Genomic DNA, 23,995 nt, shown 5'->3' on the forward strand with positions numbered 1-23,995 from the left:
GGAGGAGAATTCAGGTAAGGAAAATGAACGAAAAGATGACCCAAAAGCAGAAAGTAGTATTTGCAGTTGCGGCAGCAGTGATTGTGCTGGGGATTATTTTGTCTTACGTATGCTATCATTTTATTTATGGGACAAGAATCACTTCCCGGGAGGGAGAAGCATACCACAAATTAGAGGGAAAGGGAGTCTACAGCCCTTTAGCGGTGTTTCCTTCCGCAGATATGGACACCGTTTCACAAGATTTTTATTATCAGACCCGTGATGAAATATTTGCAGCAACCTGCCAGATCTATTTGGAAAATCAATATACCAGGGAACAGTATGAGGCAGAAACAGAACGTCTGCGGAATTTGAAATTCTCTTATCAGGATCAGACGAATATGCTCTATCAGGATGAAGAAAATTATTGCAGCGTTGCGTATGTGGCGATGGCAAATTGGACCGACCGATATGAATATGCCATCACGTTAGACGATAGTAATACCATTATTTATGTTTATCTGCAGAACATGGATGCAAAGGACATACATATGCAGTCTGACTACCTTCCGAAATATTTTCAGGATAATAATGCCGGAAAGCATCAGGATACAGACCCTATGACCTCGGATTACAGAAGTTTCTATGCGTTCCGGATAGGAGATCATTATATAGATTGCATGGATTTGGCGGATCAGATTGAAATCGCCGATACCGAGCCGGAGATTCAGGCAGAGGATGTAGCATAGGAAGTTGAATCTAATTAATTTCTACAAAATAATGGGGAGTAGCTAACAGATTGCTGTGCGTAATATTTGACAGTATGTTATTCGTTATAGGATAACGGAGTAATAGGCATACTATATAATATCTCTGTCGGATCCGTGACAGAGATATTTTTTCAATAGTGTAAATAAAATTTGACAAAGTAGATATAAATGTTTAATAATATTTACATAAGGAGATGGGATTATGCCGAAAAAAACAATAGTGTTGTTGCCTGAAACAGAAAAAATACTTGAGCAAATGGGACTACAGATAAAGTATGCAAGGCTGCGCAGAAAATTGACGTCGGAATTGGTTGCGGAAAGAGCAGGAATCAGCAGAGCTACTTTAGTATCCATAGAAAAAGGCTCACCTTCTGTGGCAATGGGGTGCTATGCGGCTGTGCTTCATGCATTGAATTATATGGATAAGGATTTACTGCTTGTTGCTAAAGATGATGAATTGGGACGGAAATTACAGGATCTTGATTTGCCTGTAAGAAAGCGCGCACCCAGGAGGGGATAGGGAGTGGATAAAGAAAAAAAGATTTTTGTTTTTGCTGATTTTCAGCCTTATCACGAAGAAATTATAGGTACAATCTATGTTTCGCAGACGAGAGGAAAGGAATTTTACTCTTTTGAGTATGATCAGAAATGGCTGGAAAAGGGAAATATGATATTAGATCCCGATTTACAGATGTATAAGGGAAGGCAATATATTCACGATGATAAGAAGATATTCGGAGTATTTGCCGATTCCTGCCCTGATAGATGGGGACAGCGTCTGATGAAACGCAGAGAGGAATTGCGTGCCAAAAATGCAGGTGAAAAACCTAGAAAGCTTTTAGACAGTGATTATCTTCTGGGAGTGTATGATGAAGCAAGAATGGGCGGATTGCGTTTTAAAACGGAGTTGGAAGGTGAATTCTTGTCCAATGACAGGGAATTTGCAACACCACCGTGGACGTCATTAAGAGAACTCGAACAGGCATCGATTGCGTTTGAAAATGATGAAAAGGGGCTGAATGAGAAATGGTTAAAGCAATTACTTGCTCCCGGATCTTCTTTGGGAGGGGCGAGACCCAAAGCCTCTGTGCTGGCGACGGATGGCTCACTTTGGATTGCCAAATTTCCGTCTAAACATGATGATTTTAATTCCGGGGCATGGGAAATGGTAGTACATGAACTGGCTGTTATGTGTGGACTTAATGTTCCGGAGGCAAAAGCTGAAAAATTTTCCAGATTGGGAACGACATTTCTTGTAAAGCGATTTGACAGAATAGAAAGCCGAAGAATTCACTTTTCTTCAGCAATGACTATGCTTGGTAAAAAGGATGGTGCAAACGCAGCGGACGGAAGTAGTTATCTTGAAATAGTTTCTTTTCTGAAAGCAAACGGAGCAACACCTAAAAAAGATATACAGGAATTGTGGAAGCGTATTGTGTTTAGCATGGCAGTGTCCAATACAGACGATCATTTTAGAAATCATGGATTTATTCTGGAGGAGAAAGGGTGGGTACTTTCTCCGATGTATGATGTGAATCCGGATATTTATGGAGAATTTTTATCACTGAATGTGGACGAAGATAATTCTGCGATAGATTTTGATTTGGCAATAGAGGCAGCGCCATACTATGAGATATCAACAGAACAGGCGAAGAAAAATGTCACAGCCATTAGAAAAACGGTAGCAGATAATTGGCGGTCACTTGCCGGAAAATATGGAATCAGCCGTGGGGAAATCGAAAGAATGTGTCCGGCATTTCAGGGGGATGTATAGATATGTAAACGTCAAGGCTGTTGCGAAATAATTAAGAATCCATGCTGTTAAGTTCATTTGGAGAAAGCTGCACCAGCCTGGTGCAGAAATAGATTACAATCGGCAATGGCAGATCAGCGCATTATGAAATGATTAAATAAACGCACGATAAACGCACGCGTGCGTTTATAAGATAGCCTTTTGCAATCAAATTAAATAAGTGAAACAGTGTTTCGTTTTTTTGAAAACTCTTTCACCGGTTCAGCCACCACACCCCCAGATTCAGATACCCCGCGAACGCAACCCACACCAGATAAGGCAGTATCAGCCATGCGGCAGGCTTCGAGATGCGGTAAAAGGCAACGGTAGTGGCGAGAATCAGGATCCATAGAGCGACCAGCCACAAAAAGGCGAAAAGATACCATCCCAGGTTGAAGAACCAGATGGACCAGAAAAAATTAAAAATAAGCTGTACGGTATACAGGGTGAGGGCTTTCGTGTCCTCACCTTTTTGCATGACAACGAGATAAGAGGCGATTCCCATGAGGACGAACAGGATGCTCCACACCACCGGGAAGAGCCACATGGGCGGCGTCAGGGGAGGCTGATTCACTGTTTCAAAGGCTTTCATACCGTCTTTGGTGATCCAGGCGGAGAGTCCGCCTACCGCCAGAGGGATGGCAACGGCAGTGATGAGATTTTTCCAGGGAATATTGTGAAATTTGTCGGAGAATTGCATGGGAGCCTCCTTTGAAAATACGATTTTGCATGTGTCAATATCCGTGTATTTCTGATTAGTATTGTATGAAAATGAGACAAAAATTATGTATCTCACCATAAAAAAGGATAAAAATTTGGGACTTTCGGCAAGCTGTGGTTTTGGTGTATGATTAAGAGTGTAATAAAGCATTATGACTATCAGAAACAGGAAATATCCAAGAAAAGGTAATAGGTAACATAGCTATGAGCACAGAACACACACAGGGTTCCCTGACAAAAGAGGCAATCCGGCTGGCGTGGCCGGCGGTCTGCGAATCCTTTTTTATCGCACTGGCGGGTATGGTGGATACTTTTATGGTGAGTACGCTCGGAGCCAATGCGGTGGCAGCGGTAGGGCTGACCACACAGCCGAAGTTCCTGGGGCTGGCACTGTTCATCGCAGCGAATGTAGCAATCTCCGCCCTGGTGGCGAGACGATTTGGAGAGAAGAGGCAGCAGGCGGCCAACGAGATTCTGGTGATGACGATCTGCTTTTGCATTGTGGCAGCGGTGATCATCAGTGCACTGACGGTGGGATTCGCGGATCAGGTATCCAGATTTCTGTTTGCGTCGATGCGGTTCCGACAGGGAAAATGGGTGACAATTAAGATTTAATGAGCGCAGGTAATGAGCTTATGATAATAACAAAACTCCCGGAGCAATATCGCACCGGGAGTTCTTGCGTTCAAATAATATGCAATGAGTTACTGTGAGTTCTATTTCGTCTTCAATGTCTTTTTCATAGCACTGAAAGTCTCTGCACTGATCACATGTTCAATCCGGCAGGCATCCTCAGCAGCAACAGTGGGATCCACACCGATGGAAGTCAGCCAGTCTGTAAGAAATGTGTGACGTTCATAGATTTTCTCTGCGATTTCCCGCCCCTTATCCAGCAGGGTGATGTAGCCTTCCTTGTCCATTTCAATATATTCCCCATTGCGGAGATTCTTCATAGCGACACTGACGCTGGGCTTGGACACACCCAGATCTTTGGCAATATCAATGGAACGGACAACACCGTTCTTTTTCTTCAGCACTAAGATCGTTTCCAGATAATTCTCAGCAGATTCCTGTATTTTCATGTAATGACCATACCCTTCTCATACATAGCATTTTGAACCGAAATACCTGCTCTACATGTGGAAACTTAACCATCCGCAGGCATTACAATAAGAATAGCAGAAAAGGGTAGGAAATGCAAGATTTCAACTTAATGAGAAAAAATATCAATAAGCAATTCCTATGAGATTTCTATGAAAAAAATCGAAAAAAATATATTGACAGTAAAAAAAGGTTAGTATATACTAACCACGTGAATTGAGAATGAATCTCATTAAGAGCTAATGAGAAACCACAAGCAGTTCAATACTATTGAAGGGAAGGAAGTGTGTATGATGCCCCTGAGTATGGTAGGTGCCGGTGAAGAGAACACGATCCAGAGGATCGGCGGCAAAGAGGAGACGAAGAAGTTTTTGGAGACCCTCGGATTTGTAGTAGGTGGTAAAGTGACAGTTGTGTCCCGGACCGAAGGCAACCTGATTGTGAATATCAAGGAATCCAGAGTAGCCATCGGCAAGGATATGGCCAATAAAATCATGGTGTAGCGGGAAGCTGTACCAAAAGATGCTAATAGGAGGAGAAAATGAAGACATTGAAGGAAGTTCCCTGCGGACAGACCGTAAAGGTAACTAAACTGAATGGTGAAGGGCCTGTCAAGAGACGTATCATGGACATGGGCATTACCAAAGGTGTTGAGATCTATGTGAGAAAGGTTGCTCCTTTGGGAGATCCCGTGGAAGTAACTGTCAGAGGCTATGAGCTGTCTCTTCGTAAGGCAGACGCTGAGATGATTTGCGTTGAGTAAATGATCTTTTTTTTAGCAGGAAGGTTAGCCGTAACTAATTAGTGAAAGCTAATCATACAAGCAAAAAGGAAGCTCTGAAAGAGCGTTTTGCGAATGGGCTCTGAATAGTTATTAAATGATTTTAGAGGAAAGAGGTAGAAAAATGGCAATTAAGATTGCACTTGCAGGTAACCCTAACTGCGGTAAAACGACACTTTTCAATGCTCTGACCGGTTCCAATCAGTTCGTAGGTAACTGGCCCGGCGTAACCGTTGAGAAAAAGGAAGGTAAATTAAAGAAACAGTACGGCGGTAACGGTGATGACGTGATCATCATGGACTTACCCGGTATTTATTCCCTGTCTCCGTATACTTTGGAGGAAGTGGTAGCACGTAACTACCTGATCGGTGAGAGACCCGATGCGATCCTGAACCTGGTAGACGGTACCAACATTGAGAGAAACTTATATCTGAGCACACAGCTGATGGAACTGGGTATCCCCATTGTCATGGCTGTCAATATGATCGATATCGTGAACAAGAACGGCGACAAGATCAACGTAGGCAAGCTTTCTGAGAAGCTGGGCTGCCCCGTTGTTGAGATCTCCGCTCTGAAACTGACCGGTATCGAGAACGCTACCAAAAAAGCGATCGAACTGGCACAGAAGAAGAGTGCAGCATTTGCGGTACATAAATTTGCGCCTGAGGTTGAGAGCGTGATCGAGACCGTAGAGAAGAAGCTGACTGATGTTCCCGAGGAACAGAAGAGATTCTTCGCTATCAAGCTGTTAGAGAAGGATGACAAGATCCAGGCACAGATGAAGAGCGTTCCCGATGTGTCCGCAGAGATCAAGCAGTTGGAAGCTGTTATGGATGATGACACTGAGAGTATCATCACCAACGAGAGATACACATACATTTCCTCTATCATCAAAGAATGCTACACCAAGAAGGAAGGCCAGAAGTTAACGACTTCCGATAAGATCGATAAAATCGTGACCAACAGATGGCTGGCACTGCCGATCTTCGCAGTGGTTATGTTCATCGTATATTATGTATCTGTAACTACCGTCGGTACCTGGGCTACCGACTGGGCAAACGATGGCGTATTCGGTGATGGCTGGCATTTGTTCACCATCGGAACCGGTGCTTATGAAGAAGCAGCCGAGCCGTATGATGATGCAATGAATGTGATCAACGCATTCGTAGAGGCTGACGGTGATGAAGATCTGGCAGCAGTCATCGACAGCGAGTCTGAAGACTACGATCCCACAGCAGCAGTAGCAGCTGTTCAGGAGTTCGCAGCAGGCATCGATGCATCCGCTACCGCAGATTACACCCTGGAAGATGAAGAGACTCTGGCAACAGAGGATGTTACTTACACCGGTGCTGAGCTGGCAGAGGCAGTTGATGTATACGCAGCAGACGGTGCAGAAGTTCCCGATCCCGCAGACTACGGTATCTGGGTACCCGGCGTACCTGCACTGTTAGAGAGCGGTCTGGATGCGATCGGATGTGCCGACTGGCTGAAAGGTCTGATCCTTGACGGTATTGTAGCCGGTGTCGGTGCAGTGCTTGGTTTCGTACCCCAGATGTTGGTACTGTTTATCTTCCTGGCATTCCTGGAGTCCTGTGGTTACATGGCACGTATCGCATTCATCATGGACCGTATCTTCCGTAAGTTCGGTCTGTCCGGTAAATCCTTCATTCCTATGCTGATCGGTTCCGGATGTGGTGTTCCCGGTATCATGGCTTCCCGTACCATCGAGAACGACAGAGACCGTAAGATGACGATTATGACTACCACATTTATTCCTTGTGGTGCAAAGCTTCCTTTCATCGCCATGGTAGCAGGTGCTATCTTCGGCGGCGCAGCATGGGTTGCTCCTTCCGCATACTTCCTGGGAATCGCAGCAATCATCTGCTCCGGTATTATCCTGAAGAAGACCAAGATCTTCGAGGGCGATCCCGCTCCTTTCGTTATGGAGCTTCCCGCTTACCACTGGCCTACCGTAGGTACGGTACTGCGCAGCATGTGGGAGCGTGGCTGGTCCTTCATCAAGAAGGCAGGTACCATCATCCTTCTGTCCACCATCGTTGTATGGTTTACCACTTATTTCGGATTCACCGAGGACGGCTTCCGCATGCTGGCTGAGGATGAGATCGATATGAGTATCCTGGGCAAGATCGGTCAGTGTCTGGCATGGATCTTCATACCTCAGGGCTTCGGTAACTGGCAGGCAACTGTTGCATCCATCACCGGTCTGGTAGCTAAGGAGAATATCGTAGGTACGATGGGTATCCTCTACAGCGCAGGTGAAGGTTCCGTATATGCTAACATGGCAGCTCACTTCACCGCAGCAAGCGGTTATGCATTCCTGGCATTCAACCTGCTGTGTGCACCTTGCTTCGCAGCAATGGGTGCGATCAAGCGTGAGATGAACAACACCAGATGGTTCTGGATCGCAGTTGGTTATCAGTGTGGTCTGGCATACGTGGTATCCCTGTGTGTATATCAGATCGGTACGCTGATCACCACCGGTGCTTTCGGTATCGGCACTGTAGTAGCATTCCTTCTGATCATCGGCTTCATTTATCTGCTCTTCCGTCCTTACAAGGAGAGTACCACTCTGAAGGTTGACAGCAGGAAGGTTGCATAAGTAAAATAAGAGTAAGGAGGCAGTCTATGGGAACCGTAGTTGTATTGGCGATACTGGCCGGTGTAGTCGTATTGATTGTCCGCAAAATGATCAAAGACAAAAAGAATGGAAAATCCATTCAGTGCGGTGGCGATTGCAGCCACTGCGGAGGTCATTGTGGACATTAAGGAACAGGTAAGCTATCAGACCACGAAAATGCAGAGAGAGATCATATTGACCAAGCTGAAAGAAAAAGGCTGCCGCATTACAAAACAGCGTCTTCGGCTGATTGATATTATCCTCCAGAACGAATGCTCCAGCTGTAAGGAGATCTTCTACCGGGCATTGGAAGAGGATGACAAGCTCGGAGTCGCAACCGTATACCGCATGGTCAACCTGTTAGAAGAGATCGGTGCTATCAGTCGTAAGAACATGTACAAGGTAGCTTACTCTGAAAATTGCATGATGGAAAATGCCTGTACTATTGAACTGGATGATGGTTCGATACATCATCTCTCAGCAAAAAAATGGAATTCCGTGATCCGGGCGGGACTCAAGTCGTGCGGATACCTCGTAGACCAGAGGGTGAGTAACGTGACGATCAGACCGTGCGAGTGTGCGGAACAGGTATGCTAGAAATTAGAAAAAATTAGAAAAAATTAGAAATAAGTAAAAAACCGGTGTGGGGGCAGGAAATCTGGATGGACAGAGCTGTTTCCTGCACCGGTTTTATTTATACAAGGAGAGTGAAACATATGGGGACTTATATGATATGCGGAATATTGATCATAGTGATCGTGGCAGCATTACTGGGATCCAAAAAGCACTTAGACACCATCGTAGCAACGAAAAAGCTTCAGATCGAAGGAATGTCCTGCGCAAACTGCCAGAACCGCATTGAGAATGCCCTCAACGGTATGGCCCAGGTCAATGCCAAGGCAAGCTTCAAGAAGGGCGAAGCAATCGTAAAACTCGGCGCGGATATCCCCGAAGAGGAACTGCGCGAGGCTGTGGAGAAGCTGGGATATAAAGTTACTTCTATTGAATTGATGTAAATTGAAAGTTAGTTGAATACATTGGCAAAATCCACGAACTCCCGGAGCATGCGATACACATGTCTCGATGTAAGGTCTCCGGATGTGAATTTTCTACGAAAAGTGATGAGTAGTTCTCGTCATGACGGGGCCGCCTACAGTCGACATCCATGTCGACAATCGGCTGACGCGGACATCGTGTCCGCTTTCCCCCTGTCTTTCAGCACTTTTCTAGAAAATATCAACATCCTCCGACAAACATCTTCGACATGGCACCGCATACTCCGGGAGTTCTGCGTTTTGAAAAGCTTTCAAAAACCAGTAGCCCTGGCTGGGTATAAGAATAAGCAGTGCCGTAAGCAGACGTCGGTACTTAGCGGTCGTATTGTGACCGCTTATGTACCGCTACGCTCTGCGACAGAGCGCGAGCGTGCCGCGTTTCTTATACCCTGCCAAGGGCTACGGGATTATTTCACTAACTTTCAATTTATATCTCTAATGGAAAGTGAAGGAATCGCCGTCCTCCACGATGCAGATCATAGTCTTGCCGGCATTGAGGACGATCTCATCACCATTGTCGTCGTAGTACCTCGTGGCACCGTAATCGGAGGTCTTCTCCCAATTCACGTGAATCCCCCGGCCGTTCGTAAAGAACCAGCCGTCTCTCGTGGTGTCGTGGCATTGGAATGCCAGGTATCCCTCGCCCAACTCTTCATAAAAGGTATTCTGCACCAGAATATTCTTGAAAGTCAGCTGCTTGCCGGTCAATGCATCGATATGCGGTCCGTCCGTACTGCCGGACAGATGCTGGGAACGATAATAGAGACCGTCATCTTCATTGAATTCAAAATAACATCTGGTCAGAGGGTAACACCCTGACATATCGATATAAGTGGCATCCTTGGCCTTGGAACCGTACTGCCCCAGCGTATTGGGTTCAGCCTTCGTGGCAAAACGGAAATGCTCTTCGTCGGACAGCCCACGATATTCCAGACTGTAGCCTTTTTGGCCGATCACCGGCAGCAGACCGGCCCCGGAAGCATAAGCATTGTGAGGCTTGTTGCGATCCTTGGTGCGGAAAAAGGCTCCTTCATCCGTGCCGGAGGTACCGTCGATATCCTGCGTGTCCGGTTGCGCCAGCAATTCATTGATGAAAAAGGGCCCTCCGAAATGCACCAGGAACGCATCCCATTCAAATGCCCAGTAGGCATAATAATCACGCAGACTCCGGATGTTGCCGATCTTGTCCAGATCCTCCCAGCCTTCATAGACTGCCATCATACGCGTCATGCGGTTCTCAACATTTGCTTCGTAGAGAATGGAAGCCTCGGACAGACTATATTGAGGGATCGCGGCAGCCTCATTGGGGATCATGACAGCAATAGGGCGCGTGGCAGCAACATCGGCATCCACCCATTCATTGGTGAGACGACTGCGCACCATTCCCTCGGCGGGCGCCACCGAATCATCTTCCACCACGATCGTCACAGGATCCGGAAGCTTGTCATCGGGATCCGTCGAAGAAGCAGGACTGTTGTCCGGCAGGATCGGACTGAAAATATTATCGTTATTGTTCTGTGCGCCGCAGGCGGTCAGCAGCAGAGAAGCGGACAGCAGAAGCGCAGCGGCTCTGTGCCATGTCCGTTTTTTATTATTATGAGAAATCATGTAAAAGTCACCTCGACCATAATACGGTATTTATCAAAAGCGTTACCGATCAAAAAAATCCATCAAACCTTATCCCTGATCAGATCACAAAAGTATAAATGATCACACCGCAGAAAATACCTAACAGCGCACCCATGAGTACCTGCAGAGGCGTATGTCCCACGAACTCCTTCAGCTTGTCATGAGGGGAAATCTCGCTGCGGCCCATATCCTCGAAGATCTTCATCATATCATTCAGCACCTGCGCCTGAATACCGGTCTCGCGGCGTACTCCCATGGCATCGTACATCACGATGATCGCCAGGATCAGAGAGATGGCGAACTCGAAACTGCCGGCGCCGTATTCGTAGCATGTCGCAGTGACCAGTGCACACACGGTAGCAGAATGCGAACTGGGCATTCCACCGCTGCCCACCAGACGCTCTGCCACGAATTTTTTGGAAATGATCAGATGGATCAGAGTCTTCAGGATCTGCGCCACGAACCAGCCGCAGGCTGCAGTCAGAAAAATATGATTACTGAAAAATTCTTCAAAAAAAGTCATAAATAACCTCGTTTCTGCCACGCCCCATTTGGAAGGACAGGCATATATAAATTCAGTATAATCCAAAAGAAGGAAAAAGTACAGTGCCTGGCTTGAAATGATGTGGGAAGAATGGCTTGAAATGATGTGGGAAGAAACGTATAATAGTGTCATGTGGAATCTATAACCAAAGCCTAAGGAGACCAGTAATGAGCCTGTTGAGTGTAATAGTGCCCTGTTATAATGAAGAGGAAAGTGTAGCCCTGTTTTACCGGGAACTGACGAAGAATGATCCTTTTTTCAAGGAAAAAGAAATAGAACTGGAGCTGTTGTATATCGATGACGGTTCCAAAGACGGTACTGTGCGGGAAGTGAAAAAGCTGATCGAGCAGGATCCGCGCGTGCATATTATTTCCTTCTCCAGGAATTTCGGAAAGGAAGCCGCCATGTTCGCCGGACTGGAAAAGTCTCGGGGAGACTATGTGGTCATGATGGATGTGGATCTGCAGGATCCGCCTTCCCTGTTGCCGGAAATGTTCGAATATATCTGGCAGGGATATGATTCCGTGGCTACCCGCCGCGTTACGAGAAAAGGGGAGCCGCCGGTCCGCAGCTTTTTCGCCAGAAGATTTTATCATCTGATGAAGAAGATATCCCAGACCGAGATGATGGACGGTGCCAGAGATTACCGCCTGATGACCAGACAGATGGTAGATGCGATCCTTTCCATGCGGGAGTATAACCGTTTTACCAAGGGAATCTTCGGCTGGGTCGGTTTCCGTACCAAATGGCTGGAATATGAAAACGTGGAACGTGCCAAGGGAGAGACCAAGTGGAATTTCTGGAAACTGCTGGTATATTCCATAGATGGGATCACTGCTTTTTCCACAGCACCGCTGCTGATCGCCTCTTTTGTCGGGATCCTGTTCTGCGTGATCGCTTTTCTGATGATCGTATTTATCATTGTGAGGAAGCTGATCTTCGGTGATCCGGTCTCCGGCTGGCCTTCCCTGGTGTGCATTATCCTGATGACCAGCGGCATCCAGTTCTTCTGTACCGGTATTCTCGGACAGTATCTGGCGAAAGCCTATATGGAAGTAAAACGCAGACCGATCTATCTGGTAAAGGAAGAAATCTAGGCATTTTACTGTTACAAAACAGGGGGTAAATGTAACATTTTTGCTTTCTTAACTATATTTTAACGGGAAAATGTCTTTTCAAAAAACGACAGTTATGATATTATTTCTCTGTCAGTCACGGTAGGAGAGCAATACTCGACAAGTATAAAGGGGGGACTTGTTTTGGATATTGTAGCAGTAAAAGATTCTGAACTGGAGAGATATGTAACCAAAATCATGCTGGAGATAGGGGTGCCGGCGCATCTGAAGGGTTATCACTACTTACGTGATGCAATTATTTTGTCAGGAAAAGATATGGAAGTGGTAAGCAGCGTTACCAAACTTCTGTATCCTACGATCGCAAAACATTTCAAGACCACAGACCAGAAAGTGGAACGCGCCATCCGGAATGCCATTGAGGTATCCTGGACTCGGGGAAATGTGGAGACATTTGAGAAAATATTCGGATATTCAGCAGCCAGCGGAAGGAACAGACCGACGAACAGCGAATATATCGCACGTATCGCAGACAACATCCGACTGGATTATAAGACTATGTAACATATTGAATTTATTCTTTTTAAATTAGGAAAGTTAACGTTTCGATGCAGTATTCTTTCTTACACACTGACGGGGCCGCATGCCGGAAGAGATTTACGGTATGCGGCATTTTTATGCTTTTTCATGCGTGCCACGTAATATTTGTCAAGTCCCGATAAATATGGTAAGATGATAACGATTCAGAGCAATAGAGAGCCTGCCCGGATCCACGGAGCGGGCACCGGGAGAAAACATGACTTTTCGGATATCGGATTTACTGATCAGAGGCTGTCTGATCATCATCGGGCTGACGGAAGTCGCCCATTTGGCGGGCTGCCTGCTGGGGTGGTCTTTTTTGGCTGTAACGGAGCTGCTGCTGGCGGAGATAGCCGTAGCGGTGCTTGGATTGAGCTTGTCCGGTCTGATCGCACATAAAAACAGCATCATCGGAAAACCGGCACCGGAGAACAGCAAAACGAGCGGAAGACAACAGATTTTGACAGTAGTACTTGTATTTTTCATTCTGCTGCAGGTGCTATGGATCCTTACGGGAGAACGTGTGTGGACGGACGGCGATATGACGCTGGAGACCGTCAATACCTTCCTGAAGGAGAACTGCATCTATACGGTGGATCCCCTCACGGGGGAACCGTATACACAGGGCATGTCTTTCCGTCTGAAGCTGCTGTGCCTGCCTACTCTGTACGGAACCATCAGCCGCTGGAGCGGTATGGCCCCTGAAACGGTAGTATACCGGCTGATCCCCTGCCTGACTTTATGTATGGGATACCTGGCTTACGGCAGGCTGGGTGCTGTGCTTTTTGATCATAATAGAGAAAAATGCAATATCTTCCTGATCATAGTGGGAATACTGTTCTGTGCGGGGACTTATATGCCCGGCGTGGACGGATTTGATATTTTCTACGGAGGTTTCCGGGGGATGACGATCCGTGCGGCAGTGCTGCTTCCATATCTGTTTTCATGCCTGTTCGAGAGAAAATATCTCGGTGCGGTGCTCTGTATCCTGGCGGAAGCCTGTATGGTCTGGACACTGTACGGCGCGGGAGTGTGCCTGCTCGTGACGGTGGCATGGGTGGCATTACGGTGGCTGTGGACAATGTGCAGCCGCAGCGATCATAAGAAAACACAGGCTGTGAAGACAGCACCGGGAGAGGAGGACGCAGAATGATGACACTTCTGAAGTCCGCCACGAACGGCTGGCTCGATTATACGCAGCATGGGAAATATGCAGCATTGCTGCTGGCAGCTATCCTCTATCTGGGGTATTGCCTGTGGAAAAGCAAAGCAGCAAGGAACGGTGGGAAGCAGCCGCTGTTCTATTTATATGCGGTGCTGATCACGCTGGCCTGCATCTGTCCGGTGACAGCGGTGATCCTGATGAAATACCAGACCGCGTTTTATTCCTATGTATGGATCTGGGCCGCAGTGCCCCAGACAGCACTGATCGCCTGGGCATGTACGGAGTTCCTGTATACCCTGTGGAGAGAAAAAAGTATCCGGAATGTGGCAGCCACGTTGCTCCTGGCGGGAATTGTGATCCTGAGCGGGAATCCGGTATCGGACCGGACCGATTCACAGCTGACACAGGTGGAGGCACCCCGGGAGACGCTGAGGCAGCTGTCGGAATATCACCTGGAAGAGAGCGGAGAGACGAAATATAGCCTATGGGCTCCGAAGGAGATCCTGGCGGCGGCCAGGGCATACAGTGCCGATATCCATCCCGTGTATGGGAGAAGCATCTGGGATGCCGCGCTGGGAAGCTATTCGTACGACACCTACGAGACATGGCAGGAGGACCTGTATCTGTGGATGAACCATCTGGAGGAGACCGGTGAACCGGAGTATGTCCGCACGGAGGAAAATACCGGGGAGCGGACCATTGATTTCAGAACCTGCCTTGACAGTGCGGCGGCCGCAGGAGTAGACTACATTTTACTGCCGGGGGATCTGCCGAAGGATACCGTGGAAAAATTGCAGGAGACCCTGGGGACAGACACAGAGCTGAAGACTACAGCAGGATATTACCTGATAGAAATCGGATAGAAATCGGATAGAAATCAGATAAAAACCGACTCAGAATTCAGATAAACAGAAGGATTGCAATATGGAACAGGATTTGATCAGTATAGTGGTACCGGTATACCGGGCGGAAAACTATATCGAAGAGACACTTGACTGTGTGCGGGCCCAGACCTATACGAACTGGGAGTTGCTGTTAATAGAAGACTGCGGGCCGGACCGCAGCAGACAACTCATCGAAGAATATATCCGGCGGACCGGAGACCGGCGGATCCGGCTGCTGACCCATCCCACGAATCTGGGAGCCGCCAGGGCGCGGAACCTGGGAGTGAATGAGGCAAAGGGACGTTACCTGGCTTATCTGGATGCGGACGATCTGTGGGTACCGGAGAAGCTGGAGCGGGAGCTTGCTTTTATGAAGGAGCAGAAGGCTGCTTTTGTGTTCACAGGATATGAATTCGCCGACGAGAACGGCATAGGAACGGGGAAAATAGTCCATGTACCGACGACCATAAATTATAAGGAAGCCTTGAAAAATACCACAATCTTCACCAGCACAGTAATGTTCGACATGGAACAGCTGTCAAAAGAAGAGCTGCAGATGCCGCAGATCAAGAGTGAGGATACCGCGTTATGGTGGAGAATACTGCGCGGGGGTACTGTAGCTTGTGGTTTGGATGAAAATTTGGTAAAATATCGGAGAGCGGGGAAATCCCTGTCTTCCAACAAGATAGAAGCTCTGCGCAGGATCTGGAATCTGTATCGTAAGGCAGAGGGAATGTCTGTGCCAAACAGCGCCTGGCATTTCTGCTTCTGGGCAGTACGTGCGGTGAAGCGCAGAATATAGGAGGAGTTTGTGTTGAATACAAACGGTAATTATTATGTGAACAGATTGCGCAGGAGGGAATCCTTCAAGCGCTTGATCAATATAGGACTGTCGGCGATCTGCCTGTTCCTGGAAATTGCTCTGTTTGCCTACATGTGGCAGTTCCACTTCCAGTTCCAGCTGGTAGACCCGCTGCAGAAGATCTGGTACCGCGGCTTCCTGCTGGAGAACGGCATCTACAGCGTGATCCTGATCTTTTTCTCCGTGACCTACGGCGGAATGCGTCTGGGTTATATGAAAAATACGGAGATCATATTTTCCCAGGTGTTTGCAACACTGATGGCGGATGTACTGATCTATGCCGAGCTGTGTATGATGGCGCGTAGTGTGTTCCCGCCGGATATGTTCCTGCTCATGGTAGTACTGCAGATTGTGGCAGTGATCATCTATGCCAATATTGCGAATAAAATCTATCGTACGGCGTTCCCGCCCAGAGAACTCCTGCTGATCCATGGAGATCGTCCCATCGCGGATATCTGTAAAAAGTTCGAAAGCCGTAAGGATAAATACAAGATTACGAAATATGAGCATATCAAAAAAGGCGCGGCGGAACTCTGCAAAGAGATCCTGAGTGAGTATCAGAACGGTGAGATCAACGCCGTCGTGATCTGGGATATTAATGAGAAGGACCGCAACACTATATTGAAATTCTGCTATTCGCAGTCCATCCGTGTGTATGTAATGCCTAAAATATCAGATGTTATTTTAGTAGGATCCGAGGAATTACATGTATTTGATACGCCGATCCTGCTGACCAGAGAGTATTCCCTCAGCATGGAGCAGCGGTTCATCAAGCGCTCCATCGACGTGGTCTGCTCCCTGATCCTGCTGGTGATCACCTCTCCGCTGATGCTCCTGACGGCACTGGCGATCAAGCTGTATGACGGCGGCCCGGTATTGTACAAGCAGGTACGCTGTACCATCGGCCAGAGAGAGTTCTATATCATGAAGTTCCGCAGCATGCGCACCGATGCGGAGAAGGACGGCGTAGCCCGCCTGGCACAGAAAAATGACGACCGCATCACTCCGATCGGAAAAGTGATCCGCAAATGCCGTCTGGACGAGCTGCCCCAGCTGATCAACATCCTGCGGGGAGATATGTCCTTCATCGGTCCCAGACCGGAACGTCCGGAGATCATTGCCCAGTATACCGAAGTCATGCCGGAGTTCACCTTCCGTATGAAGGTGAAGGCGGGACTGGCGGGATTTGCCCAGGTATACGGAAAATACAACACCTCTCCGTATGATAAGTTAAAGCTGGATTTAACATATATCGAAAATTATTCTGTATGGCTCGATCTGAAGCTGATGCTTCTGACACTGAAAGTACTGTTCTGGCCGGACAGCACGGAGGGTGTCGAGAGCGAACAGGTGACGGCTTTCAAGGCAGAGTATGACGGCCGTGCGGAAAAAGACGATAACTGATCTGAACGTATGAGAATATGACAATATGACAATATGGGAGGAAGCCTCATGGAAGCAAGCTATGGTAAGGAACCCTTCGATCTGCGGCTGCTGCTCTTGCGGCTGGGCCGTAATCTATGGAAAATACTGGCACTGACGATACTGGGTACAGTACTGTTCGGCGGCGGTTATTATGTCAAAAATGTGTTGCTGCAGCCCGATCCCGGGTATGCGGCTTCTTCCACTTATAAGGTAGAATATGTCGAGAACCCTAATGCGGTCGGGGCTTACTATATCAACGAAGCCACCTGGAACAGCCTGCTCCACACGGGAGAATTCCTGGACGGTGTGGAGACTCATCTGCAGGAAGCGGCAGAGCGCGGAGAGACCGGTGCTGCGGCAGTGCTGGAACAGGGCAGAGACCGCTGGATCGAAGCTTTGTCGGCTGCCCTGCCTTCCGATTTCAGTATTCCGGTGACGAAGGCTACGACACAGGATCCCGGGGAGAGCATTGCGCTGGCCCATGCCGCGGAAGAGACCATGTGCGGGGAGTTCGCAGAGAGTATGCCGGAGATCACGCGGATCAAAGTGCTGGATCATGGAGACTTCGCAGAGGCAGTGGTGCCGGATGTGCGTCCGGTACGGGCCGTGATCCTAGCGGCGGTGCTGTCCTTGTTTTTCGTAGTGGTGATCTTCCTGTTATGGGAGCTGTCCCGGGACAGCATCTGGCTCCCGGCCACTCTCCGCAGACGGTATGGATTACACAGTCTGGGTACAGTGGAAAGTACGGGATTTGCGGAAAATGTGAAATATCTGCTGGAGAAAGCGGATGCCCATAAGATCGCCGTCTGCGGTGCCCTGCCGGAGGCAGATCCACAGGAGGCCGTGGACAGACTGCGCGAGCTGCAGCCCGCCGGTAGAGAGCAGACCAGCGGCAGAGTGCAGCCCATCGACAGAGAATGGATCGCAGTTCCCAGTCCGCTGCTATGCCCTGAGAGCGCAGAGACTCTGCGGGCGGCGGATGTGGTCTTGTTGGCAGTGCCGGCCGGAGCGACGGTGGGTAAGCGGTTGGAGGCTGTGCTGGAGTATCTGACCGCACAGGACTGTAAGGTGGACGGAGCCTTTTTATGGAATGCGGATGAGACGCTGATCCGGAGCTATTATTTTCTCCCTATGATTGGTTCCGATACAGCAGATAACGATATGAATACGAGAAATACAGAAATGGAACATACAAAGACTACCCAGGCAGAAGGAGAGCAGGCATGAAGGTAGAAGTACTGGCATCGGTAATGAACGCTTCTCTTCGTGAAACCGTACAACATATGAACCTGCAGTCCGATGCGGTGATCATCAACCAATGCGACAGACTCGGGCAGGAGGAAATGCAGATATCCCAGGAAAACGGAGAGGCACGAACAATCCGTTTCTATAGCTTCCCGGACCGGGGCATCGGCAGAAGCCGGAATGAAGCCATCCTTCGGGCGAGAGGGGATATCTGCCTTTTTTCGGATGCGGATATCGTGTATGAGGACGGATATGAAACGGCGATCCTGGCAGAATTTGAGAAAAATCCGCAGGCAGACATGATCATTTTCAATATCGAAGTTGAGGAATCCCGGCGCACCTACCACATCGCGGAGCGGAAACGAGTGCACTGGTATAATTGTGGCCGGTACGGAGCGGTGAGCTTTGCAGTACGCAGGGACAGCCTGCTGGCATCCGGGAGCACCTTCTCCCTGCTGTTCGGCGGCGGAGCGAAATACAGCAACGGTGAGGACAGCCTGTTCCTGGCGGAGTTCCTCCGGAAAGGCTATAAGGTCTATACCGCGCCCGTGACCATCGGCAGAGAGGAAGCGGGAGACTCCACATGGTTCCATGGCTATAATGAGAAATTTTTCCATGACCGTGGTGTACTGTATCATTATCTGTATGGAAGGCTGGCAGGACCGCTGGCACTGCGGTTTTTGTATGCCCATAAGGGGACATTGTGCAGTGAGGTAACGATAAAACAGGCGAAGCAGTGGATGCGGGACGGCATCCGCGAAGCAGGAAAGCGCGGCTGAGCCTGAACCGCGGCAGACATCGCAGGTAAATACGCGCGAACCGCGGCGGACATCGCGAGAAAATACGCCGGAAATTGAGACAGACATCGTAGGCAGAAAGGGGGTCCCACATGGAAAAAAGTGCACTGGTATATATTGTATTAACACTCGTAACGGTGGGATTCGGCTTCTGCGTGCGCAACAGCGCCTATACGGCAGGATACCTGTCGGGCAGGCGGATGTCTGGAGCACCGGTGGGATACGACCGGCAGCAGGCGAGGAACCTGGTGGCGGAGACCGCCGTATTCTGCCTCCTGGCGGGAGTCTCGGCCTGCCGTATTGCGGTGGGTGGTGACTACTGGGTCTATTGGCTGAAATTCCAGCTGATCGACCAGGGACGCCATGTGTCCTATGAAAAAGGCTTCGTCGGGCTGGTGAAGCTGTTCCACTGGATCTTCGGCGAGGGCTCCTATCTGCCGATCTTCGGATTTTTTTCGCTGGTCACGGTGTTTTTCTTCCTGAAAGCACTGCATGATCAGGCGGACTGGTACGTAGTGTCCCTGTTTTTACTGCTGACCCAGGGCTTCTATTTTAACAGCATGAATTCCGTGCGGTATTATTTCGCACTGGCATTGGCCATGTATGCGCAAAAATACGTATTGCGGGGCGAGTACGGCAAGTTTATCCTCTGGGTGCTGCTGGGATGTACGATCCATAAATCGGTGCTGCTGATCATTCCGGCCTATATCGCAGCAGATCTGTTGTCGCGGGTACGACTGAAAAAATGGCACTACGCGGTTGGGCTCCTGCTGATCTTATCCCTGATCTTCGGACAGGGCTTTTATCGGAATCTTATTTTTAAGTTTTATCCCTATTATAAGGATTCCATGTTCGACAACGGCCAGTTGTCCTACGTGAATATCGGAAAATGTCTGGCGGTGCTGATCCTGTGCCTGATCTACTGGAAGGACAGTATCCGGGATGATCGCAGGAACCGTTACTATTTCTATCTGAACCTGGCGGGACTGGTGCTCTATACCTGTGGTTCCTTCATCCCGGAGGTGTCCCGGGTGGCCTATTACCTGATCCAGTCCCAGATCTTCCTGATCCCGGGCGTGCTATGGAATGCGAAAAAGGGATGGTTCCGCAACCTGTGCATTGTCGGAGTCGTCGCGGCATATCTGCTGTATTTCGTAATGCTGTTACGTGGCATGTACGATGTGGAGATCAGATTGTTACCTTACCTGAATTGGATATTTAATTAAAAGAGGATTTGATTTATGAGAGTACTGTGGGTCTGCAATATCATGCTCCCGGTGATCGCCGAGGCATTGCATAGAGAAGCTTCCAATAAGGAAGGCTGGCTGTCCGGACTGCTGTCGCAGATCGTGGACCGGGAAGACACCGATATGACGCTGGCAGTGGCGTTCCCGGCACCCGCAGATGCGGAAGCACCGTGGAGACTCCGCGTGCCGGTACCCCGGACGAACCCCTGCGCGACGGATGAATACAATATCACATGTTATGGATTCTGCGAGGATACAGTACACCCCGATCGTTACCAGCCGGAGCTGGAAGAAGAACTGCGTAAGATTATGGAAGATTATGATCCGGATGTGATCCACTGCTTTGGTACGGAATATCCCCATACGCTGGCGGTCTGCCGTGCCTATCCGCATCCGGAGAGGATCCTTTTGGGGATCCAGGGCATCTGCAGCCTCTGTGCGGAAGCCTATTTCGCCGATCTCCCGGAGCGTGTGAAGCGCAAAGTGACCTTCCGGGATCTGGTGAAACGGGACAGCCTGCGCAGTCAGCAGGAGAAATTCGCCCGCAGAGGTGTGATGGAGAGAGAAGCCATCGGTCTAGCGGGAAATATCACCGGCAGGACGGCATGGGACCGGGAAGTGACCACCGGGTGGAATCCCGAAGCACAGTATTATCCTATGAATGAGACCCTGCGCGCTTCCTTCTATGAAGGCAGCTGGGACCCGGAGCACTGTGACCCCCACAGCATCTTCGTCAGTCAGGGAGATTATCCGCTGAAGGGCCTGCATTATCTCTTGAAAGCATTGCCCGGGATCCGCAGGAAATTCCCCGATGTGCAGGTGTATGTGGCGGGAAATGATCTGACGGCATACCACACGCTGAAGCAGAAGCTGAAGATCTCCGCCTACGGACAGTATCTCCGGAATCTGATCCGGGAGGGGCAGCTGGAAGACTGCGTGCATTTCACAGGGAAACTGACAGAACAACAGATGCGGGAACGATTCCTCCGAAGTCACCTGTTCCTGTGCTGTTCTTCCCTGGAAAATTCGCCGAACTCTCTGGGAGAGGCGATGCTGTTGGGAGTACCCTGCGTCAGCACGAAGGTGGGCGGGATCCCCAGCCTGTTTGACGGCGGAAGGGACGGCCTGTGGTGTGAAGGACACCGGCTGACAGAAACGGCTGAAACCGGCAGAAATACGTCAGATACGGCTGAAAATAAAAATAACACATGCAATTCAAAAGGATCAAAAACAACAGAATTGGAAAATATTGTAAAATCCATGGAAAAATCCATTATCGAAATGTGGAGTTCCCCGGAGAAAATGCTGGAATACTCAAAAAATGCAAGAGAACATGCAAGAAAAACCTACGATAAAGAGAAAAATTTTGCAAAATTGCAGGAAATCTATGCAAAGATAGCAGAAAGGCAGGGCTGAGAATGCAGGTGGTATTCGTTTCCAATTATTTTAATCACCACCAGCTGTCCTTCTGCGACGCATTGTATGAACTCCTGGAGGGAAGCTTCTGCTTTCTGCAGACCCAGCCGATGGAAGAAGAACGGGTGAAGATGGGGTGGCAGGCCGAGGAGAGACCGTACGTGCGCTATGTACAGGCGGACGGTACGACTACGGACGGCCCGGAATGGCAGAACCTGCTGCTGACAGCTGACGTAGTGATCTTCGGTGGATGCGATGACGAGAGCTACATCCGGGAACGCCTGGCGGCGGGAAAACCTATCTTCCGCTACAACGAGCGGCTGTATAAAGAAGGACAATGGAAAGCCATCTCTCCCAGAGGACTGCTGCAAAAGTATAAAGACCACACCAGATACCGCAAGGCACCGGTGTACTTCCTGTGTGCCGGAGCCTATGTGCCCTGCGACCTGGGGATCATTCATGCCTATCCGGAGAAAATGCTGCGGTTCGGGTATTTCCCCGAGACCAGAGAGTATGCGCCGGGGGAACCGTTTTCACGCAAGAAAAAAGGAAGCATCCTGTGGGCGGCGCGGATGATCGACTGGAAACATCCGGAGCTGGTAGTGAAGACAGCCGCTTATCTGAAAGAACATTTGGAAGAGATTCCTTTTCACATTACGATGATCGGCGGAGGAGAACTGGAGGAAGAAGTACACAGCCTGGCAGAAGAGCTTGGCGTGACGGATAAGATCACCTTCGCAGGCTTCCGGAGCCCGGAGGAGGTCCGGGCAGCTATGGAGGAATCGGAGATCTACCTCGTCACCAGTGACCGGAAGGAAGGCTGGGGAGCGGTAGTAAACGAAGCCATGAACAGCGGCTGCGCCGTCGTGACGGATCATATGATCGGAGCGGCTCCCTGGATGATTCGACAGAGGGAAAACGGGATCCTCTATCACGACGGCTGTGAACAGCAGCTGCAGGAATACGTTGCAGAGCTGCTGCAGGATCCGGCAGAGTGCCGCAGACTGGGAGAAGCGGCGCAGCAGACCGTCCGGACGGAATGGAATGCACGGACCGCCGCGGAGAGACTGGTCAGACTGAGTCGTGAGATGGGATTCCTCGCCGGTGATCCCGGCACAGGACCAGCAGAGCCAGCCCTGTGCGCAGGCGACCAGTGCCTTCCGGCACCATCTGTCCCTCTGCTGTGGACAGACGGCCCCTGCTCCCCGGCCCCGGTGATCCCGGAGCGACGGATGTATCGATATTTAACGGAAAGAAATAAAGAGGACAGAACGTGAACAGTAATGAGACCAACCAGCCGCTGATCAGTGTGATCGTGCCGGTGTACAATATCATACCTTATCTGCCCCGCTGCGTGGAGAGCCTGCAGAAGCAGACCTATCCGGAGCTGGAGATCCTGCTGATCGACGACGGCTCCACCGATGACACCCCGGCGCTGTGCGACCGGCTGGCGGAAAATGACCCGCGTATCCGCGTCTTCCACAAGGAGAACGGAGGTCCCTCCTCCGCGAGGAACTTCGGACTGACGCAGGCCGCCGGAGCATACGTGGGATTCGTGGACAGTGATGACTATGTGGATGCCGATATGTACGAGCGCCTGTACCGGGCGATCGCGACTACTCATATGCCCATTGCTCAGGTGGGCAGGGATGAGATCGATCAGGACGGTAACATCTTGCCGAACATCTGTGAGCCGGTATCCGAAGAACAGGTGATCCCGGCAGAGGATTTCTTAAAAGAGCTGCTGATGCACCGGGAAGACTGCTCTTTCTGTACCAAGCTGTTGCAAAAGGATCTGTTCACAAAGGGAAAATTCCCGGTGGGAGCGCTGAACGAGGATTTCCACCTGCTGGTGAAGCTGCTGACGGATGAGGAGAACATCGTTCCCGGGATCGCGTGCATTCCGGGCCAGACCTATCATGTCTTTTACCGCCCGGACAGCAACACCAGAGATAAAAACCGCTTCTCCAGAGTGTTCGCGGACAACATCGATAACGCGGATATGGTACTGCGGCTGGTGGAGGCGAGATACCCGGAGCTGACGGAGATCGCCTTCCGTTTCGGTGTCTTCCAGAGACTTGACTACATGCTGCATATTCCCATAGCACAGATGACCGGGGACAATGCGTTCTACCGCAGCGTCGTGAAGAGCCTGCGGAAGGGATGGTGGCGCGCCATGAGAAACCCTTACCTTACGAAAAAGAATAAGTGTTATCATACACTGTTCGCCATAGCACCGAAAGGGATCCGGGTGCTGCACAGAAAAGTGAAACATTTGCAATGAGGAGGATTC

26 protein-coding genes are annotated in these 23,995 nt (G+C 49.5%); 22 read left to right on the top strand and 4 right to left on the bottom strand.

Annotated elements, in window-relative coordinates:
- The first annotated feature begins 23 nt into the window (after positions 1-23).
- From FYJ59_RS12320 to FYJ59_RS12330, 3 genes are all read left to right on the top strand, one after another.
- Positions 24-728, top strand: a complete 705-nt coding sequence (locus tag FYJ59_RS12320) for a hypothetical protein (protein WP_154497849.1) — start codon at positions 24-26, stop codon at positions 726-728.
- 223 nt (positions 729-951) lie between these two features.
- Entirely contained in the window at positions 952-1,269 is a 318-nt protein-coding gene (locus FYJ59_RS12325; RefSeq protein ID WP_022154457.1) for a helix-turn-helix domain-containing protein, read from the top strand.
- Between the two features lie 3 nt (positions 1,270-1,272).
- Entirely contained in the window at positions 1,273-2,523 is a 1,251-nt protein-coding gene (locus tag FYJ59_RS12330) for a type II toxin-antitoxin system HipA family toxin (protein WP_262593674.1), read from the top strand.
- 232 nt (positions 2,524-2,755) lie between these two features.
- Here the strand turns inward: FYJ59_RS12330 and FYJ59_RS12335 are convergent, their stop codons facing one another.
- Positions 2,756-3,241 (bottom strand): TspO/MBR family protein, encoded by a 486-nt coding sequence (locus tag FYJ59_RS12335; protein WP_154497852.1) that lies wholly within the window; start codon positions 3,239-3,241, stop codon positions 2,756-2,758.
- 224 nt (positions 3,242-3,465) lie between these two features.
- On the opposite strand from FYJ59_RS12335, the gene FYJ59_RS12340 reads away from it, so the two are divergent.
- Positions 3,466-3,876, top strand: a complete 411-nt coding sequence (locus FYJ59_RS12340; RefSeq protein ID WP_154497855.1) for an MATE family efflux transporter — start codon at positions 3,466-3,468, stop codon at positions 3,874-3,876.
- 101 nt (positions 3,877-3,977) lie between these two features.
- On the opposite strand, the gene FYJ59_RS12345 is transcribed toward FYJ59_RS12340, so the two are convergent.
- Positions 3,978-4,343: a metal-dependent transcriptional regulator gene (locus FYJ59_RS12345; RefSeq protein ID WP_154497858.1), complete on the bottom strand. Its 366-nt coding sequence runs from the start codon at positions 4,341-4,343 to the stop codon at positions 3,978-3,980.
- Positions 4,344-4,652: 309 nt separating this feature from the next.
- Between FYJ59_RS12345 and FYJ59_RS12350 the strand changes: the two genes are divergently transcribed.
- The 6 genes from FYJ59_RS12350 (at position 4,653) to FYJ59_RS12375 (ending at position 8,797) form a co-directional block, all read left to right on the top strand.
- Positions 4,653-4,865 carry a FeoA family protein gene (locus FYJ59_RS12350; protein WP_118538857.1) on the top strand — a complete coding sequence of 71 codons (213 nt, stop codon included), beginning with the start codon at positions 4,653-4,655 and terminating at the stop codon, positions 4,863-4,865.
- A gap of 38 nt (positions 4,866-4,903) precedes the next feature.
- The gene (locus FYJ59_RS12355) at positions 4,904-5,125 is read left to right on the top strand and encodes a FeoA family protein (protein WP_022154451.1); all 222 of its coding nucleotides are present in this window, start codon (positions 4,904-4,906) and stop codon (positions 5,123-5,125) included.
- Positions 5,126-5,267: 142 nt separating this feature from the next.
- Positions 5,268-7,763 carry a FeoB small GTPase domain-containing protein gene (locus tag FYJ59_RS12360; RefSeq protein ID WP_154497863.1) on the top strand — a complete coding sequence of 832 codons (2,496 nt, stop codon included), beginning with the start codon at positions 5,268-5,270 and terminating at the stop codon, positions 7,761-7,763.
- Between the two features lie 26 nt (positions 7,764-7,789).
- The gene (locus tag FYJ59_RS12365) at positions 7,790-7,930 is read left to right on the top strand and encodes a FeoB-associated Cys-rich membrane protein (RefSeq protein WP_154497868.1); all 141 of its coding nucleotides are present in this window, start codon (positions 7,790-7,792) and stop codon (positions 7,928-7,930) included.
- 28 nt (positions 7,931-7,958) lie between these two features.
- Entirely contained in the window at positions 7,959-8,378 is a 420-nt protein-coding gene (locus FYJ59_RS12370; RefSeq protein ID WP_117466661.1) for a transcriptional repressor, read from the top strand.
- A 119-nt stretch (positions 8,379-8,497) separates the two neighbouring features.
- The gene (locus FYJ59_RS12375; protein ID WP_235898037.1) at positions 8,498-8,797 is read left to right on the top strand and encodes a heavy-metal-associated domain-containing protein; all 300 of its coding nucleotides are present in this window, start codon (positions 8,498-8,500) and stop codon (positions 8,795-8,797) included.
- Between the two features lie 474 nt (positions 8,798-9,271).
- Here FYJ59_RS12375 and FYJ59_RS12380 read toward each other — a convergent pair whose 3' ends face one another.
- Together FYJ59_RS12380 and FYJ59_RS12385 are read right to left on the bottom strand one after the other, a co-directional pair.
- On the bottom strand, positions 9,272-10,444 hold the full coding sequence (locus FYJ59_RS12380) for a DUF3048 domain-containing protein (RefSeq protein ID WP_154497871.1): 1,173 nt from the start codon (positions 10,442-10,444) through the stop codon (positions 9,272-9,274).
- A 79-nt stretch (positions 10,445-10,523) separates the two neighbouring features.
- Entirely contained in the window at positions 10,524-10,988 is a 465-nt protein-coding gene (locus FYJ59_RS12385) for a divergent PAP2 family protein (RefSeq protein ID WP_022153172.1), read from the bottom strand.
- A gap of 188 nt (positions 10,989-11,176) precedes the next feature.
- Between FYJ59_RS12385 and FYJ59_RS12390 the strand changes: the two genes are divergently transcribed.
- From FYJ59_RS12390 to FYJ59_RS12445, 12 genes are all read left to right on the top strand, one after another.
- Positions 11,177-12,106: a glycosyltransferase family 2 protein gene (locus FYJ59_RS12390; RefSeq protein ID WP_154497874.1), complete on the top strand. Its 930-nt coding sequence runs from the start codon at positions 11,177-11,179 to the stop codon at positions 12,104-12,106.
- Positions 12,107-12,268: 162 nt separating this feature from the next.
- A complete protein-coding gene (locus FYJ59_RS12395) occupies positions 12,269-12,646 on the top strand; it encodes a sporulation initiation factor Spo0A C-terminal domain-containing protein (RefSeq protein ID WP_235898038.1) in 378 nt (125 codons plus the stop codon).
- Between the two features lie 232 nt (positions 12,647-12,878).
- Complete coding sequence (locus FYJ59_RS12400; protein WP_154497878.1) at positions 12,879-13,814, top strand: DUF6077 domain-containing protein; 936 nt, start codon at positions 12,879-12,881, stop codon at positions 13,812-13,814.
- Positions 13,811-14,689 carry a hypothetical protein gene (locus FYJ59_RS12405; RefSeq protein WP_154497881.1) on the top strand — a complete coding sequence of 293 codons (879 nt, stop codon included), beginning with the start codon at positions 13,811-13,813 and terminating at the stop codon, positions 14,687-14,689. Before FYJ59_RS12400 ends, FYJ59_RS12405 begins: the two co-directional genes overlap by 4 nt.
- 61 nt (positions 14,690-14,750) lie before the next feature.
- Positions 14,751-15,512, top strand: a complete 762-nt coding sequence (locus FYJ59_RS12410; protein ID WP_154497888.1) for a glycosyltransferase family 2 protein — start codon at positions 14,751-14,753, stop codon at positions 15,510-15,512.
- Between the two features lie 12 nt (positions 15,513-15,524).
- Positions 15,525-16,976, top strand: coding sequence for an exopolysaccharide biosynthesis polyprenyl glycosylphosphotransferase (locus FYJ59_RS12415; RefSeq protein ID WP_235898039.1), 1,452 nt, complete (start codon positions 15,525-15,527; stop codon positions 16,974-16,976).
- Between the two features lie 48 nt (positions 16,977-17,024).
- Complete coding sequence (locus FYJ59_RS12420) at positions 17,025-18,224, top strand: YveK family protein (protein ID WP_154497898.1); 1,200 nt, start codon at positions 17,025-17,027, stop codon at positions 18,222-18,224.
- Positions 18,221-19,021, top strand: coding sequence for a glycosyltransferase (locus FYJ59_RS12425; protein WP_154497901.1), 801 nt, complete (start codon positions 18,221-18,223; stop codon positions 19,019-19,021). The genes FYJ59_RS12420 and FYJ59_RS12425 overlap by 4 nt, the downstream gene beginning before the upstream one ends.
- 110 nt (positions 19,022-19,131) lie before the next feature.
- Complete coding sequence (locus FYJ59_RS12430) at positions 19,132-20,265, top strand: EpsG family protein (protein WP_154497906.1); 1,134 nt, start codon at positions 19,132-19,134, stop codon at positions 20,263-20,265.
- 15 nt (positions 20,266-20,280) lie between these two features.
- Positions 20,281-21,702 (top strand): glycosyltransferase family 4 protein, encoded by a 1,422-nt coding sequence (locus FYJ59_RS12435; protein WP_154497909.1) that lies wholly within the window; start codon positions 20,281-20,283, stop codon positions 21,700-21,702.
- 2 nt (positions 21,703-21,704) lie between these two features.
- A complete protein-coding gene (locus tag FYJ59_RS12440; RefSeq protein WP_154497912.1) occupies positions 21,705-22,979 on the top strand; it encodes a glycosyltransferase family 4 protein in 1,275 nt (424 codons plus the stop codon).
- The gene (locus FYJ59_RS12445; protein WP_328597243.1) at positions 22,976-23,986 is read left to right on the top strand and encodes a glycosyltransferase family 2 protein; all 1,011 of its coding nucleotides are present in this window, start codon (positions 22,976-22,978) and stop codon (positions 23,984-23,986) included. The genes FYJ59_RS12440 and FYJ59_RS12445 overlap by 4 nt, the downstream gene beginning before the upstream one ends.
- The last annotated feature ends 9 nt before the right edge of the window (positions 23,987-23,995 follow it).

The organism is Waltera intestinalis (assembly GCF_009695995.1).
GTDB lineage: Bacteria > Bacillota > Clostridia > Lachnospirales > Lachnospiraceae > Acetatifactor > Acetatifactor intestinalis.

Excerpts from the sequence above, each read along its gene's own strand:
- FYJ59_RS12345 (WP_154497858.1), bottom strand. The coding sequence starts at position 4,343 with ATGAAAATACAGGAATCTGCTGAGAATTATCTGGAAACGATCTTAGTG.
- FYJ59_RS12430 (WP_154497906.1), top strand. The coding sequence starts at position 19,132 with ATGGAAAAAAGTGCACTGGTATATATTGTATTAACACTCGTAACGGTG.
- FYJ59_RS12360 (WP_154497863.1), top strand. The coding sequence starts at position 5,268 with ATGGCAATTAAGATTGCACTTGCAGGTAACCCTAACTGCGGTAAAACG.
- FYJ59_RS12425 (WP_154497901.1), top strand. The coding sequence starts at position 18,221 with ATGAAGGTAGAAGTACTGGCATCGGTAATGAACGCTTCTCTTCGTGAA.
- FYJ59_RS12380 (WP_154497871.1), bottom strand. The coding sequence starts at position 10,444 with ATGATTTCTCATAATAATAAAAAACGGACATGGCACAGAGCCGCTGCG.
- FYJ59_RS12410 (WP_154497888.1), top strand. The coding sequence starts at position 14,751 with ATGGAACAGGATTTGATCAGTATAGTGGTACCGGTATACCGGGCGGAA.
- FYJ59_RS12400 (WP_154497878.1), top strand. The coding sequence starts at position 12,879 with ATGACTTTTCGGATATCGGATTTACTGATCAGAGGCTGTCTGATCATC.
- FYJ59_RS12320 (WP_154497849.1), top strand. The coding sequence starts at position 24 with ATGAACGAAAAGATGACCCAAAAGCAGAAAGTAGTATTTGCAGTTGCG.
- FYJ59_RS12405 (WP_154497881.1), top strand. The coding sequence starts at position 13,811 with ATGATGACACTTCTGAAGTCCGCCACGAACGGCTGGCTCGATTATACG.
- FYJ59_RS12440 (WP_154497912.1), top strand. The coding sequence starts at position 21,705 with ATGCAGGTGGTATTCGTTTCCAATTATTTTAATCACCACCAGCTGTCC.
- FYJ59_RS12390 (WP_154497874.1), top strand. The coding sequence starts at position 11,177 with ATGAGCCTGTTGAGTGTAATAGTGCCCTGTTATAATGAAGAGGAAAGT.
- FYJ59_RS12325 (WP_022154457.1), top strand. The coding sequence starts at position 952 with ATGCCGAAAAAAACAATAGTGTTGTTGCCTGAAACAGAAAAAATACTT.
- FYJ59_RS12420 (WP_154497898.1), top strand. The coding sequence starts at position 17,025 with ATGGAAGCAAGCTATGGTAAGGAACCCTTCGATCTGCGGCTGCTGCTC.
- FYJ59_RS12350 (WP_118538857.1), top strand. The coding sequence starts at position 4,653 with ATGATGCCCCTGAGTATGGTAGGTGCCGGTGAAGAGAACACGATCCAG.
- FYJ59_RS12355 (WP_022154451.1), top strand. The coding sequence starts at position 4,904 with ATGAAGACATTGAAGGAAGTTCCCTGCGGACAGACCGTAAAGGTAACT.
- FYJ59_RS12370 (WP_117466661.1), top strand. The coding sequence starts at position 7,959 with ATGCAGAGAGAGATCATATTGACCAAGCTGAAAGAAAAAGGCTGCCGC.
- FYJ59_RS12385 (WP_022153172.1), bottom strand. The coding sequence starts at position 10,988 with ATGACTTTTTTTGAAGAATTTTTCAGTAATCATATTTTTCTGACTGCA.
- FYJ59_RS12335 (WP_154497852.1), bottom strand. The coding sequence starts at position 3,241 with ATGCAATTCTCCGACAAATTTCACAATATTCCCTGGAAAAATCTCATC.
- FYJ59_RS12340 (WP_154497855.1), top strand. The coding sequence starts at position 3,466 with ATGAGCACAGAACACACACAGGGTTCCCTGACAAAAGAGGCAATCCGG.
- FYJ59_RS12365 (WP_154497868.1), top strand. The coding sequence starts at position 7,790 with ATGGGAACCGTAGTTGTATTGGCGATACTGGCCGGTGTAGTCGTATTG.
- FYJ59_RS12435 (WP_154497909.1), top strand. The coding sequence starts at position 20,281 with ATGAGAGTACTGTGGGTCTGCAATATCATGCTCCCGGTGATCGCCGAG.
- FYJ59_RS12375 (WP_235898037.1), top strand. The coding sequence starts at position 8,498 with ATGGGGACTTATATGATATGCGGAATATTGATCATAGTGATCGTGGCA.